Genomic DNA, 18,070 nt, shown 5'->3' on the forward strand with positions numbered 1-18,070 from the left:
GTTGGGAAGGGAGAAATGGGTTAAATTGAGTTAACGCGTAAGCACCAGTGCGTTGGCCTGAAAACTTAGCCGTGCCATTTGCCCTTGGTCTTGCAACTCTAGTTCGTTGAGCTCAAAGGGCGGTTGCAGGCCTGAGGCTTGGATGAGCGTTGGGTCAAACATCAGCTTAAGTTTGGGGGATTCGGGCGTTAACCAAGTTGCCGCTTGGGTGCGCATGATCGCCACTTTTTGGCCCTCGGCATTGGTGCCCGTGAGCACGCCACTTAAACCAAAGCGTCCCGCCTCGGCGACAGTTAGCTCAAAGTTGACTTGATTCGGCACGCCTTTATCCCAAACGGTCAATACTTCGGGCTTGATGCTGGCCGAGTTCACATAGGACTTAAACGCGGTTTTCACCGTGCGCTGCACTGGGCGGCCATCGACCTGAGTCTGGACAGTGACTTCGATTTCACTCAGCCCCGCATTGCTGCTGGCAAGGGGCAAGTCCGCGGGCACTAAAGCCTGCCATTCATCCCCCTGTTTCACCATGGCCAGCGCTTGCTCTGTGCCATCGGCTTGCTTGAGTTTGGCCTGAGGCGCAAATTGATTATCGCTTTGGCTTAAATTGAGTTTAACCCCAACCGTTTGGGCATCGGCCGCAATTGCGCTGGGCGCCTTGATACTCAGTTGATAGGGCGAGCCTTTTTCCTTCACGTTGACCAGATAGTTGGCCTTAGCGACTAAGGGCTGGCTGACTTGCAGGCGATATGCTCCGGCCGTGGCCTTTTCAGACATTTGCAGGGCGCTGGAGTCATCGGCTAACCCCGCGCTCGCTAAGGCGTCGGCGCTCACCAGCGATTTAACCAAGGATTCTGTTGCTTGCGGGCTGCTGGCGTTTTTACCCTGCGGCGTTTGGCCTATCCGCTGAATTTGCACTCGCTCAGGGGCTACGGCATCGGCATGCATTAAGGCGCCTGTGCTGACATCGCCACGGGGCGCAATCCGCACTAAACTGCCCGCTTGGCTTAAGTTGAGCTGCACGCCGGCATTAAGCTCGGCGCCGGTGACATTTAGCCAATACTCATCACTTTGGCTTGCCTGCTCAAGCACGGGTTGACTGGCTTGGTATTGGCCATAGAGCGGAGTGATAAAGCTGACGTATTCGGTACTGGTATTAATCGGCGCGAGAGTTGGCGAGGCGATATTAGTATCGACAAGGTCGCTCTGCGTCGGCGCGGCTAAGGTTAAGCCCTTGGCATACATTGGGCTGGCTTCTTTTTGTGGCTCAGGCGTGGGTGACTCATCCTGACAGGCACCGAGCAGGCTAGCAAAGATGACCAAGCTGACCGCTTTGCTTAAGGTGCGGAGTGTAAAAGGTGGCATAGTGGGCTCCTTAAATATGATTGCGGATCAGCGTGTCTAAGTTAAAGCAGGCACGGCGACTCTGCTGATGGCTTAACGGTTCTTGGCCTCGGGTCTTTTGTTTATCGGTGAACCAGACTGTGCCTGCGGCTTTTTGGGAGCTGCAATTTAAGAAGCCGTCGGAGCAGCTATCGAGCCAGTTTTGGGTAGTTTCGAGGGCGACCTGATATTGATAGCCAGCGCAGTAGCTGTCGCTGTCCCAAATGGCGGAATCCACATCCGAGCCGACAACCACCTCGAAGGGCTTACCTAAACTCGGACGACCAGCGGTGCCATAGAGCCAAGTGTTGTTGTAGTTTGCCATCCAGCCGACTTGCTGCTGTTTGACCGCATTGCTGCCATAGCCTAAGAGCCAACCTAGAGTCGTTTCGAACACATTGCCTTGATTGACTGCATCGGCCAGCGGCGTGCCGCCACTCGATGGCGCGAGGGCGATGACTCTGGAGGTGGCTTTGATCACCGCAGGATAACGGCTGTCCCAGGTGGGGTTTGATAAAATCCAGCGCACCACATTACCGCCATTAGAGTGGGTGAGCAGGATTAAATCATCAATATTCTTCGCTTGAATAAAGCTATTGAGCTGAGTGGCGAGGCAACCCGCGGCGGCTTCTTCCCACATATATTGGTCGAAGTCACAGTTGATGACAGTGTAATTATTGGGGACGGGGATCCCTTGGCGCACTGAGTTAACAAATTCCGAAGTCCAATAGTCGGCTAACGCATTGGTTTGTTTTCCGGTTCCGTGAACAAAGGCGATACCTGTTGCGGCAAAAACCGCGGGACTGACAGCTAACAGACCCAAGAGCATTAAGGTGTTTTTTATCTTCATGGGTGTTTCTCATCTCTTAGTGATTGAGCACGGCCTTGCAGTCCATTGCTAACGGCCATTGAGTGTCGGGTGAATGGCGTTAAGTCGCAGCGTTCGGCATGGCAAGCGTTTGTCAGGTTTAATCAATACGGCGAAACCTGGGAATGGAAGCCTAAAACACATCATTACTAGGCTTTAGCATCGGGGGTAAACTGGCCTGACGTCCACTCTGGGTTATTAACCTAGTCGCAACATTTTCTGCTGGCAAGCAAAAATTCACCATACAATTTAATGACATAGCGACAATCTTTTGACTGTGTTTTAATAGAGGTGATGGACACGCTAATTACTTGATCAGCAAACGCTAATAAAACGCATGGCGTATTAAGCTGTTTAAATTTGCCTAAAGCTGTGGGAAATTATTTTTATTAACACTGATAGGCTAATCAGTTTATTGTTCTGTATATCAAGATGTTTACACTTTCAGGAGGCACTTTTGGCTATTACACAACAGGAAATGAGCCGCTGTTTAACCGAGTTGAATTGTCGCAGCAATTTTACGGTGAAGAGCATTACCGAATACATGTTGCCGGAAACCAAGGAAGCATTTTATCTGCATATGGAGGGCAAAACCGCGCAGCTGATTATTCGCCCGGCCTTTGAGGTGTTTTCCAGCGAACTAGCCACCTTAGCGGGCGTACATGCTAAGTATGACTATTACCATAATGCGGAAATGACGCGTTTTCCCAAGCGGTTACATAAAAGCCTTAATGAAACCCACTACGGATTGGCGTTTAGTTTCGATACCCTTGAAGCTGTGCAGCAATTTATCGCACGTTTAAGCGCCATCGTTAAAGGGGCGTAAGCTGTAGCCTAAAATCTCAGCCTTCAAGCCTGAGCCTTAAGCTTAAGCTTAAGCTCAACTCCTGCGTTTAAGCCGTTAAGTGAGAGGTAAAAGTGGCTTAAGCGGCTGAAACCTCTACCTTAAGCCTTTTAGGTTAAATTCCTCAATTTGAATCAAAATGAGGAATTTAACTGCTGCCTTTTCCAGCAGCTTTTCAGTATATTCATCAATAGATGAATTCTGCTGGAGCTGGTTATGTCGCTTATTCCCAACCGCCCCTGTGGGGTGGTGCCATTTGCTACCCATGCCGACACCTCCCAGGCGGCAGGTCGCCCTAAGGGCAACTCAGATGCGCGCCAACGGCTGATCACCGCCGCCGTCAGCCTTTTTAGTGAACGCAGCTATCCCACAGTGTCGACCCGTGAAATTGCCCGAGTAGCCGAGGTGGATGCGGCGCTTATCCGTTATTACTTTGGCTCTAAGGCTGGGCTGTTTGAGCAGATGGTGCGCGAAACCCTCGAGCCTGTAATTACCCGTTTACGAGAAGTGTCCACGGCGCAAGCGCCTAATAATGTGGGCGATTTAATGCAAACCTATTATCGGGTGATGGCGCCCAACCCCGGATTACCACGATTGATTGTCCGTGTGCTGCAGGAGAGCGATGGCACCGAAGCCTATCGGATCATGCTGTCTGTGTTTGAGCAAATGCTGTCCCTCTCGCGCCAATGGCTCGAAGCCTCATTTGTTAGCGCAGGCATTCTCAAGGAGGGGCTAGATCCGAATTTTGTGCGACTCAGTTTTGTCAGTTTGATGGTGTTTCCGCTGATCGCGCCTCCGGTATTGATGCGTCAGTTTGGCCTATTTAGTACCAGTGGCACGGATTTACAACGGTTAGCGCTACACAATATGCAGGTATTCACGCAGGGGGTGATGCGTGAACCTAGGAGTGAATTATGATTTTAACCAATAGGTTAACAGTTAGGTCGGTTAAGGTAAGGCAACCTTCTCCCCGAGGATGGGGCAAGCTTGTGGCGAGTTTATTGGGCGCGGCGCTGTTACTGCAATTGACGGCCTGCGGCGATGAATCGCCCCGCGTGCTGGGCACTGTCGAACGCGACAGGTTAACCCTCACCGCGCCCGTGGGGGAGCTGATCAAGCGGATTAATGTGGTCGAAGGCCAGCAAGTGCAGGCGGGGGAAGTGTTACTCGAGCTGGATAGTACAGCCGCTCAGGCGCGCTTTGGCCAGCGTCAGGCCGAGCTTAAACAGGCGCAGGCCAAACTAGAGGAAGCCGTGACGGGGGCTCGCTCGGAAGACATAGATAAAGCCCGCGCGGCCCTCGATGGCGCCAATGCCAGCGTGAAAGAGGCGCGGCAGAATTTTGAGCGTACGCAACAGTTATTTAAGACTAAGGTGCTCAGTCAAGCGGACTTAGATGCGGCGCGCGCGGCGCGTGATACCAGCCTTGCCAAGCAGGCCGAAGCCGAGCAGAGCCTTAGACTGCTGCAAAACGGCACCCGCAGCGAGCAACTCGAACAAGCCAGAGCCGCAGTCGAGGCGGCCATGGCTGGCGTGGCGCAGGAGCAAAAAGCCCTCAAGGATTTAAGCCTAGTGGCAGCAAGACCCGCAGTGGTGGATACCTTACCTTGGCGGGTGGGGGACAGGGTGGCCGCAGGTAGTCAACTCATTGGTTTATTGGCAATTGAACATCCCTATGTGCGGGTGTATCTGCCAGCAACTTGGCTCGATAGGGTCAAGGCGGGGAGCCAAGTGAAGATCCTTGTCGATGGTCGCACCCAGCCTATTGCAGGCACTGTGCGTAATATTCGCAGTCAACCGGCTTACACCCCTTTTTATGCGTTAAATGAGCGTGATAGGGCGAGACTGATGTATCTCACCGATATTGATATTGCGCCAGAGGGAGAGGATTTACCCACGGGAATGGCCCTTGAGGTACTGCTGCCATGAGTGCTCAACAGGCTTCAGCAGAGATATCGAACGTTGGGACATCTGCTGCAGAAACATCAATCGCGGCTACTGAGTTTGCTATCGAAACCCGCGGCATGACCCGCGCCTTTGGCGGCATCAATGCGGTCGAAGATCTCGATTTAGCAATCCCTAAGGGCACGATTTATGGATTTTTAGGCCCCAATGGTTGCGGTAAATCGACCTCCATTCGGATGTTGACTGGGCTGCTGAGCCCGACCTCGGGGGATATTCGGGTGCTGGGCGAAACCTTGCCCGGCGCCGAGGAAAAACTGCGCCGCCGCATAGGCTATATGACGCAAAAATTCTCCCTCTACGACAATTTGTCGGTACGGGAAAACCTGGAGTTTGTGGCACAAATTTATGGGCTGAATCGCCGCCAAACCAAGGCGCGTTTAGCCGAGTTATTAAGTCTGTACGATTTGGCGGGGCGCGAGAAGCAAATGGCGGGCTCCATGAGTGGCGGGCAAAAGCAACGTTTAGCCTTAGCCGCCGCGACCTTGCATCACCCCGAACTGTTATTTCTCGATGAGCCGACGTCGGCGGTCGACCCTGAAAATCGCCGCGAGTTTTGGGAACGGCTGTTCGATCTCTGCGCCCAAGGCACCACGATTTTAGTCTCGACCCACTATATGGATGAGGCCGAGCGTTGCCATGGTCTTGCGATTTTAGAGCGTGGGATAAAACGCGCCGATGGCTCGCCGCTACAACTCATGGCGGCCATGGGCGCGCGGGTCATTGAAGTGTCGGGAGAAGATTTACGTAAGCTTAAACAGTCGCTTATCAGCGATGCCAACGTGTTATCGGCGGCGCAGATTGGCAGTCGTTTACGGGTATTAGTGCAAAGTTCGATTGCAGATCCGCTGGCTTGGTTAAGCCCTAGGGTTGCGGGGCGGGCGCTGACCGAAGTGCGTCCAAGCCTTGAGGATGTGTTTGTGACTTGCACGGGCGGACGTGCCCAGCTAACGCCGCCAAACGGCAGTCAGGCCACGACAGTGGAGGCTCAAGATGCTACGTAGAATTTGGGCCGTGGTCGTCAAAGAACTCAGGCAGTTATCGCGGGATCGCATGACCTTCGGCATGATAGTCATGATCCCCTTAGTGCAGTTGATGCTGTTTGGCTATGCCATCAACACCGATGCGCGCCATTTGCCCGCAGGTTTAGTGAATTTAAGCGACTCCGCCTATAGCCGCGCCTTGGTCAAGGCGGTAGAAGCGACTCAAGTCGTTGATTTTAAGCATCGCTATCTGAGTGCTGCCGAGGCGGATGCGGCCATCACTCGGGGCGAAGTGAAAGCCGTGCTGTATTTAGGCGCCGATCTCGACGAGCGTTTAGTGCGACATCCCGCCTTTGCGGGACAGGCCTATTTTGCCGAGCCTGTGGGGCAATGGTTGGTGGATGGCTCGGATACTGTGGTCGCCTCCACCATTCGCAGTTTAAGGCAAATGCCACTGGATGAAATTGCGGGCAGGGCGGTCAAATCGAATCCCCCTAGTTTTGAGGTGGTGCAGTACTTTAACCCTGAGCAGCGTTCTGTGGTGAATATCGTCCCCGGCCTCTTAGGGGTCATTTTGACTATGACCATGGTGATGTTTACCTCGGCCGCAATTGTGCGCGAGCGAGAGCAGGGCAATATGGAGTTTTTAATCACCACGCCGGTGAGGCCGCTGGAGCTAATGCTTGGGAAAATCACCCCTTATGTATTAGTGGGCTTTGTACAACTGGCGATTATTCTCACCGCCGGACATTTACTGTTTGCAGTGCCGATCCGCGGCGGTTTGGATTCGATTGCGCTGGCGGCCATGCTGTTTATCTGCGCCAGTTTGACCTTAGGCCTAGTGATTTCGACCATAGCGAAAACCCAGTTACAGTCGATGCAGATGACGGTGTTTATCCTGCTGCCGTCGATTCTGTTGTCGGGTTTTATGTTCCCCTACGAGGCCATGCCCGTGGCGGCGCAGTGGATTGCCGAGGCGTTACCCGCGACGCACTTTATGCGTATGTCCCGCGCGATTGTGCTGAGGGATGCCGAGGTGAGTGACTTGCAATTTGATGCGCTGTGGATGATTGGCTTTACCTGCCTAGGGCTGCTGGTGGCAAGCCTGCGATTCTCTAAACGTTTGGATTAAGGTGCGGGCTCTCGCTTTGGGCGTGAGTTTTGACTTAACGCAAAGTATTGGTAAAGAATCGGACTAAGTCGTTGAAATGGATGTTAGTTACTTTAGAACTCGCTTACACTGCTGCTATTAAAATGTTCCTTTGCGGTATTGGCTTTGCGGATCCCTTGGGGGAGTGGAGATGCAAAGCGTGTGGCGCATCCTCGCCACAACATGCGCAAAGGAATGGGGATCAGCTAAGCGAAGGAATTCTGTATGCCTGCGATTGTGTGTCAAAGTGCCCTTGAAGCGGTATCGCTCATTCAAAGTGGCGAAACCCTGTGGACCCATTCCATGGGGGCGACCCCCAGAGTCTTATTAGATGCGCTGGCAAAACATGCGCTCACCCTTGAAAATCTCACCTTATTACAGCTACATACCGAAGGCGCCGAGTCTTTAAGTCATCCCGATCTGCGTGGTCATCTGCGCCATCGCTGTTTCTTCGGCGGGGTGCCGACTCGGCCATTATTGCAAAGTGGTGATGCGGATTACGTGCCGATTTTCCTCTCGGAAGTGCCTAAGTTATTTCGCTCCGGCGAGCAAAAAATTGATACCGCGATTATCCAAGTGTCGCCGCCCGATAAACACGGTATGTGTTCCTTAGGCATTTCGGTAGAGGCTACCTTAGCTGCCTGCCAAGTGGCGGGTAAAATCATCGCCCATATCAATCCGCAAATGCCCCGCACCCACGGCGATGGTTTTATTCATATCGACCGTTTTGCCGCCGTGTATGAACAGAGCGCGAGTTTGCCCATCCATGCCTTTGCCACCGGCGATGCCGTGAGTTTGGCAATAGGTAAAAATGTGGCCGAGTTAGTGCGCGATGGCGATTGTTTGCAGATGGGCATTGGCGCGATTCCCGATGCGGTGTTGTCTTGTCTGACCGAACACAAAGACTTAGGCGTGCATACCGAACTATTTTCCGACGGGATTTTGCAGCTGGTCGAAAAGGGCGTGATTAACAACAGCAAGAAACGTTTTTACCCCGGAAAACTGGTCACAGGTTTCGCCTTAGGAAGCCAGAAGTTATACGACTATGTGGATGATAATCCTGCGGTCATTTTTATGGATATCGAGCAGGTGAACGATACCTCTATTATCCGTAAAAACCCTAATGTGATGGCGATTAACTCGGCGCTGCAGGTCGACCTTTCGGGCCAAGTTTGCGCCGATTCAATAGGCACTAAGATTTATTCGGGTGTTGGCGGGCAGATGGACTTTATTCGCGGCGCGGGGTTATCTGAAGGCGGCCGCTCTGTGATTGCCTTGCCAAGTACCGCCTCGGGCGGCAAGATTTCCCGCATTGCTCCTGTGCTATCGCCCGGTGCTGGGGTGGTAACGACGCGTGCCCATGTGCATTACATAGTGACCGAGTATGGCGCGGCGAACCTGCGTGGTCGCTCCCTGCGCGAGCGGGCGCAGGCGCTGATCAATATCGCTCATCCAGATTTTCGTGAGCAGCTTTGCCGCGATGCCTTCGAGGTGTGGGGATTAAGTCTCTAATCAATCCTTGCCTTGTCCCTAATTGCCCAGTCAGTGAGTGCCGAGTTTGCGACTGCGTAGGCTCGGTACAGTACTAAGTGCCTGCTTTGATGCCAATTGTGGGATGTTTTGCTCGATTCGACGCCCTCAATGTTTTACCATGCCCACGCGATTTAATCTGGTCAGTGTGAATCGAATGGCTAAAAATTATTTTTAACTCTTTGATAGTAAAGGACTGAACCGCTTAATAACAGGAAGTTTGCCAATGTTGTACACCCTAGAAGCGACAACCCCACTCGAACAAATTTTTGTGAAGGCCCTCCAAGACAATCTGTATGCGGCCGAGTTTTATCAACAACTTAGCCAATCAACCCTGTTTATCTTGAGTGAGAGTAGCACTGAGGCGCCCGAGGCGGGTGAAGGTGCGATGGCTATCGGCATCACCCAGTGGTATGTCCCCCTCGAGGATGGCAGTGATCATCCTTTTACGCCGATTTTCACATCTCAAACCGCCGTCGATAAGGCCATCGAATTGATGAAGAGCGAAGGCACTGCGCACCATGGGGTGATGACGCTCGATGCCGAGACGCTGCTCCAAGTGTTGCTACAATCGGGGAGCGATATGGCGCTGAACCCTAACAGCAATATGTCGAAATCCTTAGATGCACATGAAGTACGCTTGATGCTGTCATCACAGCTTGAGTTGGTGGAGCACAGGGGCGCGCTCTCGTTATTTGGCAATATCGAGCCCCATGAGTATCCGCATTTCGCCCAGCTCAAAGCGTTGCTCGCGAACTATAAAGCCGTCGAGAAGGCCTATCTGTTGGAATCGTCACGCTTGGATTTTATTCGAAGTACGTCGGACCATGCCTTAAGCCTAGTGATCCAATTACCCGCTGAAAACTCAGAGGATATTAATCGTATTCGTGGCGATGTGAAGTTGCTCGAGCGTCAACTGGGGCAGGACAGCTGGCCTATCAAGGTGCATCATTTACATGGCGACAGCGTCGAGCCTATTGCTACATTTTGCCAAGCCAAGAGCGCGCCTTTTTACAGCCGCTCACTGCTGAGCAGTATTAAAGGGTGGTTTAAGTAAACCCAGTCGATAATAAAAAACCAGCACAAGTGCTGGTTTTTTATTGGGATTACCTTGGCTGATTAGCTTGGCTGATTATCTTGGCTAAATACTATTTGCCAGAGCAGCCATAGGTGGTGAGGTAAGCATCGGCCGCTTTCGCGTTGACGATACCATAACCGAAGTAGTTATCCTTACCCACAGTGCCCGCATCCATTGCTGTTGCTTTGAGTGCATTACGGATTTGTGTACCAGTACATTGTGAATGGTTAGACCATACCAGTGCCGCCATACCCGATACTGCTGGTGTCGCCATTGAAGTACCGCTCATAAAGCCGTAGTCAACCGAATCGATTGAAACCGTTGCGTTTTGTGCCGCGATTAGGCTAGCTCTATCTTCAAATGCAGCGCCAACTGCTGGAATGGTGGTGGCGTTGGTATCACCCAAAGTGCCGTAGAGCATGCCCGCGACGTTGTTGATTACGATTGCGCCGACACCGCCTGAGTTTTCGCAGTTAAGTACTTTATCGTGGAAGGAAATCACGCCGCGATCGATAACACAAATCTTACCGTTCGCGCCAGAATCCACGGCTTGAGCCGTGCCCATAAAGTAGGTATTTCCTGTGGCTGAACCTGGGTTTTCCATTGCAGATGATGCGACTGTCGCGCCATCGGCGGTTAAGGTTGAGGCCGTTGCCATGCCTGCAGGGTAGGTTGATAGGGTATCGACACCGCCTGCGGTAACTTCAACACAGATGCCATCATCGTTGACGGCTTTTTTACCACGACCGCTCACGCAGCTTGGGTATTGGGAGAAGTCGGCAATCTTATTGTTGGCATCGTTAGCACCGATCATCATTACCGATGGGTAACCTGCTGGATAAGAGCGTACTGAGTTACCGTCGTTACCCGCAGCCGCGACCACTAAACCACCCGCCGCAGTAAAGGCGTCGAAGGCATTCTTTTCAGTATTGTTAGCTGCGCCGCCACCTAAGCTCATGCTGATGATCTTAGCGCCAGCATTGCTACATTTGTTGGCAGCATAGGCTAAGTCAGAGGAGTAACCCCAGCCCGATGCGTTGAATACTTTTACGATGTGCATAGGTACGCCAGGCGCCATACCGACTACACCGATATTGTTGTCTGCCGCACCAATAGTACCCGCCACGTGAGTGCCGTGTGGGCCACCATTTTGGAACCAGTTACCCGTGCCTGGGTCGTTGTCGCCTGTGATGTTGTTCCAGTTAAAGTCAGGGTTTGAGCTATCTAAACCAGAGTCAATAATACACACCTTCATGCCCGCATTTGGGTTAAAGGTCACTTCGTTGGCATGGGATTGATATACCGCATAGGGCGTGACTTGCTGGGTCATTGGATTGCCCGCATCGTCGTTATACAGCGCCATAGGATGCCGGCGAACGTCTTCTTCAATCAGGGTGATATGTGGATTGTTCAGCAGGCCTTTTACTTGGGCGAGATCTTTACCGGTAAAAGTCGCTGCAATAAATTCATCCCCTTCAAGATTGATTTCAGCACCTAATTTTTTAGCCAGTGCCTTCACAATGCCTGCATGACCCGCTTCGACTTGGATGACATAACGATTATCGTCGGCATGGGCTTGGGCAATAACGCCCACAGATAAGGCAATAACGGCACTCGCGATTTTGGTTAATTTCATTGTGCTTGCTCCATTTGTTATCAAGGTTGTAAGACCTAAGCGACACGGAGCATCTACTTGCGCTCCTATGGACAGACGGGCGTCTGCTGACTTAGGCGATTTCAACCTAACACAGGAATTTGCTTTTAACAAATAAATAACAAAGGTAGCAATTTGTAAACATTTTGAGCTGTAAACAAAGAATGACAATCATGGTAGCGTTAACAGCCAAGCTATGTTGAGGAGAATAGATTGGCTCATTCACTCTAAGATAATGAATTATCACTATGTTTTTATCTATGCTGGCAGAAATCAAAACCAACACTCACTTCGAAGATGAGTATCTGTTTATCGTCCTTAAAAAGGCCGATGAATGGCGTATCGATAGCTATAAGAATCGTCGCTATGGCAATGAGAAATGGAGCGTAGAAATCCTGTGATTGGGTGTAAAGCGGTGCGACCTTTCTCAATGCTTATGTTTAGACGTTGTTGAGTTTATAGATTTGAAATAAAAGCTATTTCCCCATGCACTCTGCGAGTAATTTAATAAAAAAATCGCTGCCTTTACGCTCACAAAATTGAATATTGCGCTCGGGAATTGATTCGGGGTCGTTGTAGTTAGCAAGGGCTAACTCCATACTGGCCTCGCGAATAATATGCAGGGTTGGGTAGGGGGCGCGGTTGGTAAAATTGGCGGCCGAGTCCTGTGGTTCATCCTCGAAGCAATAGTCGGGATGAAAATGCGCGAGTTGATACACGCCTTCATAGTCGTTGTCGAATAAGGCGTCGTTCGCCATATCGACGAGATCGAGGTAAGTGTAAAAGCCCTCAAAACCCCGCGGCAGAATAAACAGCGTGGTTTCGGCTTCGGGATGGGCATCTAGATATTGGCATTCTTCAATCAATGCCTTAAGCACTAGCTTGACTTTGGTTTGTTCAACAACGAGATAGCGAATACTGCCGCGCTCGACCTCACGTCTGGCGAAGGGGCAAATATTGTATTTCATGATCACTTTTTTCACCCAGTTATCGGTTTGTTCAATGATCAGATCTATCTCATTCATGCTAGTGCTTAACTCTTACGGCCAAAATTAGGGGGCGATCATAGGGATGATAGACGCCACAAGCAAGATGGCCATAGTGATATTAAAGATCTTCTGCTGGCGCTCATTTTTCAAAATACGTTTAAGCGCCACACCAAACCCAAGCCAGACCACGGCGCAGGGAAAGGCGACGCATAAAAACACTGTGGCGATAGTGACCACTTGCGGTGTGAGATCCTGTTGCACCGAGGTAAAAGTAGCAATCGCGCCCACCGCCATAATCCAGCCTTTTGGGTTAACCCATTGAAATGCGGCGGCTTGCAGAAAGCTAAAGGGTTTAGCGATGCTCTTGCCCTCCATCTTGCTACTGCTGTTGGCAATCAGCCAAGACAGGTAAAGGAGATACACAATCCCAATCACTTTAATCACTTGGTGGATTATCGGGTAGGCTTGAAATAGGGCGCTTAAGCCTAGGCCGATGGCGAGGATCATAGTGGGAAAGCCAAGGCTAATCCCCATCAGATGCGGAATACTGCGTTTAACGCCAAAGTTGACCCCAGAGGTCATCAGCATAATGTTGTTAGGCCCTGGGGTGATCCCCGATGAGAAGGCAAACAACGCGATAGCGAGTATTAACTCCATAGATCTATTTCACACCTTTTGTTGTCGTTTTTTGCATTGTGATTGTGACTGAATTTGTCGCCTAGTGGCACGAGTCGGTACGGACGCTAGGCGAGGCATTCTAGCGGGTAAATTGGGCGGCGCCTATACGCCCTGCGGGCTTTATAAAGTAACAAATCATAACGTATTGGCCGGAGTTGAGTGCCTTTGTGCTATTTTGCCGCAATCCTTGTCGATGACCATGATTTAACACTATGATGCATATCGACTTTCAGTCTGAGAAATAGCAACTATCCTTAAGCTGTAAAAATCGCAATAAAGGAAAGAGCATGTATTTATCACAAACCATTGGGCGTTTATTGACGCTATTAACCATCAGTTTGGCCGCGTTGACGGCCTGTGTGAGTGTGGATGATTCGCAGGCGCTGCGAACCACGATTGTGACTTCGGGGGATTTGAGCCTATTACCGCCGAGTGCCATGACCTATACCTGGCATCCCACCCTACAGAAGATCTTTGTTGACAGTCGGCTCGATAAACAGCAAGTGCAGCAACATATGCAAGATACGCTGAAAAAAGTGCTGCTGACAAAAGGGTATCGCTGGGTCGAAGATCCGCAGCTTGCTGATTTTCAAGTCGGCTTTGGCGTTGCCATGGGCACACAAATGTCGGACGAGCAGATACTCGCCGCCGCAGGCCTAGTGCCGGGGTTGTCAAACCAAGGTGTTGATCCTAAAAAGTACGATAAAGGCTCAGTGCTGATTAGCTTTTTTAAGCCGACGGGAGTCGCAGGCCAACCCACAGAAATGGTCTGGCGAGTCCTTGCCCAAGGCTTTGCCAACATTAAAGATATGGATGAAGTTAAGGCCCGCTTCGATGGTTTAATCGATGAAATGCTGTTATCGCTGCCCGTCACCCATGCGGTGCAATAGTGCGGTTATCCCAGCTCGGTTGCAAACTGACTCATATAAACAGATAGCTAAAAACAGATGGTTATAAACAGATAGCTATAAGGAGAAGGTTATAAACTGACAGGCTTAAGGCTGAAAGCTTAAGGTCACTGTCATAAGGTATCCTCATAAGGCGAGTAAGATACTCGCCTTATGCTCTTGTGGGAATAGAGGTTTAGGATGCCGCAATGATTGGCTAGACTGTTCTCTGAGCTATTTACAGTTACAGGTATTTTTACAGGACAGGATGTGACGTCCGCAGAGGATTTTTAAAGGGAGATTATGATGGCACAGAGTATCTTTGTTAATTTAGCGGTTGAAAGTGTTCAACAATCTCGGGCTTTTTACGCTGGCTTAGGATTTGGTATCAATGAGCAATACAGCAATGAGCAGGCTGCTTGCGTGGTGATTGCCGACAATATTTATGTGATGCTGCTGGCGAAGCCTTTTTTCGCTGGCTTTACCGATAAGGCGATTGCCGATGCCCGCACCACGACAGAAGTGCTCAATTGTCTAGACTGCGACAGTCGGGAACGTGTCGACCAACTGGTTAAGCTCGCGGAGCAACATGGCGGCAAAGCCTATCGTCAAGCGCAGGATCAAGGATTTATGTACGGTCACGCGTTTGAAGATCCCGATGGACATATCTGGGAACTTGTTCATATGGCAGCGCAAGTGGGTTAGGGCATCCTCTTGCACATTCCTCTAAACCAAGCTTGTCCAATAATAGCGCGCGTTGCGTGAGGCTCTTAAGCTTTGCACAACGCTTCTATGCCAAATCAAGCTATCTAGCCGCTTCACTTGGCTCATCTCACGGTTTTGCAATAAGAGCAATAAGTGTGCTGACTGCCATAGCGGCGCTCAACACACTCAATTGACGAGAGTTTTACCTGATCTTAGTCAGTTAACCCTACACTCACTTCATAGGCCGTGAATTTACGAATGTTAATCACGCCGGTATCGAAGATCAGATACTGACCTTTAATCCCCTGTAAAATCCCGCTTACCACCTCATTTTTATCGAAGTTGTGGGAAGTGATCTTCTTCGGAAAGGTGTCGATGGGATAGTGAATCGACTGAATCGTTTCATCTAAACGCTCGATACTGTAATCGCCTTTTTGCATGCCGATTTCGTGCAACTTAGCCTCAATTTGCGGGATCAGTTCCGCCGCCTTAGCATTTAAATCGATATCGTCGGCGTGGCCCTTAAGCATGGTTTGCCAGTGGGTTTTATCGTTGATGAGTTTGGCTAACTCCACTTCCACTAGACCCGAGATTTGTCGTGTGGACGCTTTAAAAATCGGTAAACCTTGAGTCGCGCCCTGATCTATCCAGCGAGTAGGCAATTGTGTGTGGCGAGTGATGCCGACTTTGATGCCTGAAGTATTGGATAGATAAACATAATGCGGCACAAAACAATGGCTTTGCGCCCACTCTGGCTCGCGGCAAGTACCTTGGTCAAAGTGACAGGTTTCGGGCTTCATAATGCACATATCGCAACTGGCGAGCTTTTGCATACACACAAAGCAATGGCCTTGCGAATAGCTCTTTTTGGTCTTTTTACCGCAGTTACAACAGAAGATGTTACCCGTGTGGGTCAGGGTCAATGGCTTGCCAATTAAGGGATTCAGTGGCAGCAACTCGTCGCCAACAACCAGTTGATACTGTACTTGTTGCGCCTCATCTAAGTGTGCGCGCAGCTTTTTTAGCGTTCCTAACATAGGTATTCCTAGTTTTTTATGGTGTCACTGGGTTTGGTAAGACATCCAGCGCACTTATGCATTCGTCATTGCGTGGTGTGCAGTATACAAGATTATCCCGCCGAGTTTAGATAGGAATTCTCGATTGAGAGCCTGACCCCATGCGTTGGTTTTTGAGTATCGCCAGTGAACCCAACGAGATGGCCAGCGCCTTTGCAGCCCAAATCACCCAATTGCAAAATACCTTGGGTAACAGCCCATCAGTGAAGTCTCCTTCGGCCCAAATGTTGCGATGGTTTGATATACGATTCCCCGAAGAAACCCATGACAGTACCCCGCTTATCGGCAATGTTGAGGCGTTAAAGACGCTGTTTGCGGGCTGGAATGCGGTGCCCGAAGTCGCGGTGATGCCGCTAAAGGAATTAAAACAGTTCTATCGTCAGCAAACGGCGGTCTTCGGCTATGAGTTTCCGCTCTCTGCCCAGCAATATAATGTCTATGGCCTCAAGGCCAGTTATGAGCAAAAAACGGCGTGGGGCGTGGAGATTTTACAGGAGGGGACAAAGGTGTTTCCTATGTCTGAGGTGCTTTGGGATAGCTTAACAACCGCCTACGATCTTGATGGTCAAACCGCTCTGGCGATTGAGGCTTCCAACAAAGCGGTGCAGTTGGCAAAGCAATCCGACTCAGTGTTTTTAAATGAAATCTTGAGTCAGGCCAACAGCCTACAACGCAAGACTCGTCAGTAGGGCTTGGCGTAAAAGCTAACAGTATCGCAACATATTTGGACAAGCGCCCAGCATCTGGGTAATCTTGTCATCCTTTTTAATCATAGAGACTGTATCTTGCCAGCCAATTTTTTACTCCTGCTCGCCGCCGCCATTTGGGGCTTTGGTTTTGTCGCCCAAACCTTGGGAATGGAGCATTTATCGCCCTTTGCATTCAACGGGCTACGTTTCTTAATTGGTACTGTGTCACTCGTTCCTCTGGTGTGGTACTTGGCTCGGCAGGGTAAAATTCATCTCGGCACGCCCAAAGATTTTGCCATTGGTTGTGTTGCGGTGGGCGGACTGTTATTTGCTGGCGCATCGCTACAACAGGTAGGACTGCTTTATACCACGGCCGCCAATGCGGGCTTTATCACTGGGCTTTATATCGTGTTAGTGCCGATATTGGGCTTAGCCCTGAAACATGCTACCGGCGCAAATACCTGGGTAGGCTGTGGTATCGCCGTGGTGGGGCTGTATTTTTTAAGCATTAAAGACGGCTTTCACCTCGGTTATGGCGATACGCTGCAATTGATTGGCGCACTGTTTTGGGCGATGCATATTTTGGCGGTGGATCATTTTGCCAAGCGGATTTCGCCCGTGTTACTCGCCATGATGCAATTTTTGGTGTGCGGCGTATTAAGCCTACTGGTGTCGGCGGCCATTGAGGTGACGACTGTCGATAAGGTGATTGCAGCTTGGGGCTCACTGGCCTACGCGGGGCTGATTTCAGTCGGTATTGCCTACACTTTGCAGGTGCTGGCGCAAAAGCATGCTCATCCTGCGCACGCAGCGATTATTTTGAGTCTAGAAACAGTGTTTGCCGCCATCGGCGGTATTGTATTCCTTGGGGAAAGCTTAGGACTGCGCGCCTTGTTTGGGTGCGGCTTGATGCTGCTGGGGATGTTGATTTCCCAAGTGCCGCTGCGCTATTTAATTAAGTCTCGGCACCAGAAAGTCAGTTAACTCGCCATAAAAAACGCCGCAGTGAGTGCCCGCGGCGTTTTTTGTTGAAGGGATTGAAGGTTAACGGCTGAGTTTATCCAGCACTAAGTCATCACCGAGGGAGTAGAGGGACTGCACCAGTTGTTCCTCTTGGGCGAGGTCAGTTAAACCTAAGCCAATGGTGGCGCGAAACAGGGCGATACCGGTATGGCCTGCGGTCTCAAACTGGCTGCTAAACTGTTCGATATTGATACCAAGTGCGGTGATGCGATTGGAAATATCCAGCACTAATCCGGGTCTGTCGTAGGACACTAGGCTGTAGGTGAGCCGCTTAACGGGTTTGAGGGCGACCGAGGTTTTTGAATAGGTGAGGGTGAGGCCGTCGATACATTCCAAGGCTTCAATCAGCTCGTCCATTTTCAGGGAGGGCACCTCGAGTAACAATATGGCGGCAAAGATCCCGTCGATATGGCGCAACTCTGAGTCTAACCAGTTACCGCCATGGCGACTCACGGCGTGGGCGATTTGCTCGACTAATCCTTTTCTATCAGGTGCTTGAAGCGTGATTAAATATCGTAGCATGGCGACTGACTCCTATTTTTTGTAAAAGGCACCTGTTTTAAAATCGGGTGTAA

At 50.6% G+C, this 18,070-nt stretch carries 18 protein-coding genes and 1 pseudogene; 12 read left to right on the forward strand and 7 right to left on the reverse strand.

The window, feature by feature from the left end:
* Positions 1–30 precede the first annotated feature (30 nt).
* Together ACUZ8J_RS07245 and ACUZ8J_RS07250 are read right to left on the reverse strand one after the other, a co-directional pair.
* Entirely contained in the window at positions 31–1,362 is a 1,332-nt protein-coding gene (locus ACUZ8J_RS07245; RefSeq protein ID WP_446693458.1) for a DUF4785 domain-containing protein, read from the reverse strand.
* 10 nt (positions 1,363–1,372) lie between these two features.
* Positions 1,373–2,230 (reverse strand): hypothetical protein, encoded by an 858-nt coding sequence (locus ACUZ8J_RS07250; protein ID WP_037416899.1) that lies wholly within the window; start codon positions 2,228–2,230, stop codon positions 1,373–1,375.
* Positions 2,231–2,726: 496 nt separating this feature from the next.
* Here ACUZ8J_RS07250 and ACUZ8J_RS07255 point away from each other — a divergent pair, with 496 nt between their 5' ends.
* The 7 genes from ACUZ8J_RS07255 (at position 2,727) to ACUZ8J_RS07285 (ending at position 9,773) form a co-directional block, all read left to right on the forward strand.
* Positions 2,727–3,074: a hypothetical protein gene (locus ACUZ8J_RS07255; protein WP_011626664.1), complete on the forward strand. Its 348-nt coding sequence runs from the start codon at positions 2,727–2,729 to the stop codon at positions 3,072–3,074.
* A 234-nt stretch (positions 3,075–3,308) separates the two neighbouring features.
* Positions 3,309–4,010, forward strand: a complete 702-nt coding sequence (locus ACUZ8J_RS07260; RefSeq protein ID WP_446693459.1) for a TetR/AcrR family transcriptional regulator — start codon at positions 3,309–3,311, stop codon at positions 4,008–4,010.
* The gene (locus tag ACUZ8J_RS07265) at positions 4,007–5,020 is read left to right on the forward strand and encodes an HlyD family secretion protein (RefSeq protein WP_446693460.1); all 1,014 of its coding nucleotides are present in this window, start codon (positions 4,007–4,009) and stop codon (positions 5,018–5,020) included. The genes ACUZ8J_RS07260 and ACUZ8J_RS07265 overlap by 4 nt, the downstream gene beginning before the upstream one ends.
* Before the next feature lie 95 nt (positions 5,021–5,115).
* Positions 5,116–6,057 carry an ATP-binding cassette domain-containing protein gene (locus ACUZ8J_RS07270; RefSeq protein WP_446694912.1) on the forward strand — a complete coding sequence of 314 codons (942 nt, stop codon included), beginning with the start codon at positions 5,116–5,118 and terminating at the stop codon, positions 6,055–6,057.
* Positions 6,047–7,168, forward strand: a complete 1,122-nt coding sequence (locus ACUZ8J_RS07275; protein WP_011626661.1) for an ABC transporter permease — start codon at positions 6,047–6,049, stop codon at positions 7,166–7,168. Before ACUZ8J_RS07270 ends, ACUZ8J_RS07275 begins: the two co-directional genes overlap by 11 nt.
* Before the next feature lie 243 nt (positions 7,169–7,411).
* Positions 7,412–8,698: an acetyl-CoA hydrolase/transferase family protein gene (locus ACUZ8J_RS07280; protein ID WP_446693461.1), complete on the forward strand. Its 1,287-nt coding sequence runs from the start codon at positions 7,412–7,414 to the stop codon at positions 8,696–8,698.
* Positions 8,699–8,942: 244 nt separating this feature from the next.
* The gene (locus ACUZ8J_RS07285; RefSeq protein ID WP_446693462.1) at positions 8,943–9,773 is read left to right on the forward strand and encodes an SseB family protein; all 831 of its coding nucleotides are present in this window, start codon (positions 8,943–8,945) and stop codon (positions 9,771–9,773) included.
* A 91-nt stretch (positions 9,774–9,864) separates the two neighbouring features.
* Here the strand turns inward: ACUZ8J_RS07285 and ACUZ8J_RS07290 are convergent, their stop codons facing one another.
* Positions 9,865–11,430 (reverse strand): S8 family serine peptidase, encoded by a 1,566-nt coding sequence (locus tag ACUZ8J_RS07290; protein ID WP_279775364.1) that lies wholly within the window; start codon positions 11,428–11,430, stop codon positions 9,865–9,867.
* Between the two features lie 266 nt (positions 11,431–11,696).
* Here ACUZ8J_RS07290 and ACUZ8J_RS07295 point away from each other — a divergent pair, with 266 nt between their 5' ends.
* Positions 11,697–11,849 (forward strand): hypothetical protein, encoded by a 153-nt coding sequence (locus ACUZ8J_RS07295; RefSeq protein ID WP_446693463.1) that lies wholly within the window; start codon positions 11,697–11,699, stop codon positions 11,847–11,849.
* A gap of 75 nt (positions 11,850–11,924) precedes the next feature.
* On the opposite strand, the gene ACUZ8J_RS07300 is transcribed toward ACUZ8J_RS07295, so the two are convergent.
* Both ACUZ8J_RS07300 and ACUZ8J_RS07305 read right to left on the reverse strand, forming a co-directional pair.
* Positions 11,925–12,473 carry a DUF1415 domain-containing protein gene (locus tag ACUZ8J_RS07300; protein WP_446693464.1) on the reverse strand — a complete coding sequence of 183 codons (549 nt, stop codon included), beginning with the start codon at positions 12,471–12,473 and terminating at the stop codon, positions 11,925–11,927.
* Between the two features lie 27 nt (positions 12,474–12,500).
* Complete coding sequence (locus tag ACUZ8J_RS07305) at positions 12,501–13,094, reverse strand: LysE family translocator (protein WP_011623319.1); 594 nt, start codon at positions 13,092–13,094, stop codon at positions 12,501–12,503.
* 308 nt (positions 13,095–13,402) lie between these two features.
* Here ACUZ8J_RS07305 and ACUZ8J_RS07310 point away from each other — a divergent pair, with 308 nt between their 5' ends.
* Together ACUZ8J_RS07310 and ACUZ8J_RS07315 are read left to right on the forward strand one after the other, a co-directional pair.
* The gene (locus tag ACUZ8J_RS07310) at positions 13,403–14,005 is read left to right on the forward strand and encodes a DUF4136 domain-containing protein (protein ID WP_088210696.1); all 603 of its coding nucleotides are present in this window, start codon (positions 13,403–13,405) and stop codon (positions 14,003–14,005) included.
* A gap of 303 nt (positions 14,006–14,308) precedes the next feature.
* Positions 14,309–14,707, forward strand: coding sequence for a VOC family protein (locus ACUZ8J_RS07315; protein WP_088210697.1), 399 nt, complete (start codon positions 14,309–14,311; stop codon positions 14,705–14,707).
* A 212-nt stretch (positions 14,708–14,919) separates the two neighbouring features.
* Here ACUZ8J_RS07315 and ACUZ8J_RS07320 read toward each other — a convergent pair whose 3' ends face one another.
* Positions 14,920–15,744 carry a DUF2797 domain-containing protein gene (locus tag ACUZ8J_RS07320; RefSeq protein WP_446693465.1) on the reverse strand — a complete coding sequence of 275 codons (825 nt, stop codon included), beginning with the start codon at positions 15,742–15,744 and terminating at the stop codon, positions 14,920–14,922.
* A 137-nt stretch (positions 15,745–15,881) separates the two neighbouring features.
* Between ACUZ8J_RS07320 and ACUZ8J_RS07325 the strand changes: the two are divergent.
* Both ACUZ8J_RS07325 and ACUZ8J_RS07330 read left to right on the forward strand, forming a co-directional pair.
* Positions 15,882–16,472, forward strand: a pseudogene (locus ACUZ8J_RS07325) (alpha/beta hydrolase); the annotation flags it as partial.
* A 96-nt stretch (positions 16,473–16,568) separates the two neighbouring features.
* Positions 16,569–17,456 (forward strand): DMT family transporter, encoded by an 888-nt coding sequence (locus ACUZ8J_RS07330; protein ID WP_446693466.1) that lies wholly within the window; start codon positions 16,569–16,571, stop codon positions 17,454–17,456.
* 60 nt (positions 17,457–17,516) lie between these two features.
* On the opposite strand, the gene ACUZ8J_RS07335 is transcribed toward ACUZ8J_RS07330, so the two are convergent.
* Positions 17,517–18,017: a glycine cleavage system protein R gene (locus ACUZ8J_RS07335; protein ID WP_011623313.1), complete on the reverse strand. Its 501-nt coding sequence runs from the start codon at positions 18,015–18,017 to the stop codon at positions 17,517–17,519.
* Positions 18,018–18,070 lie beyond the last annotated feature (53 nt).

The organism is Shewanella sp. Koi 1 (assembly GCF_052907445.1).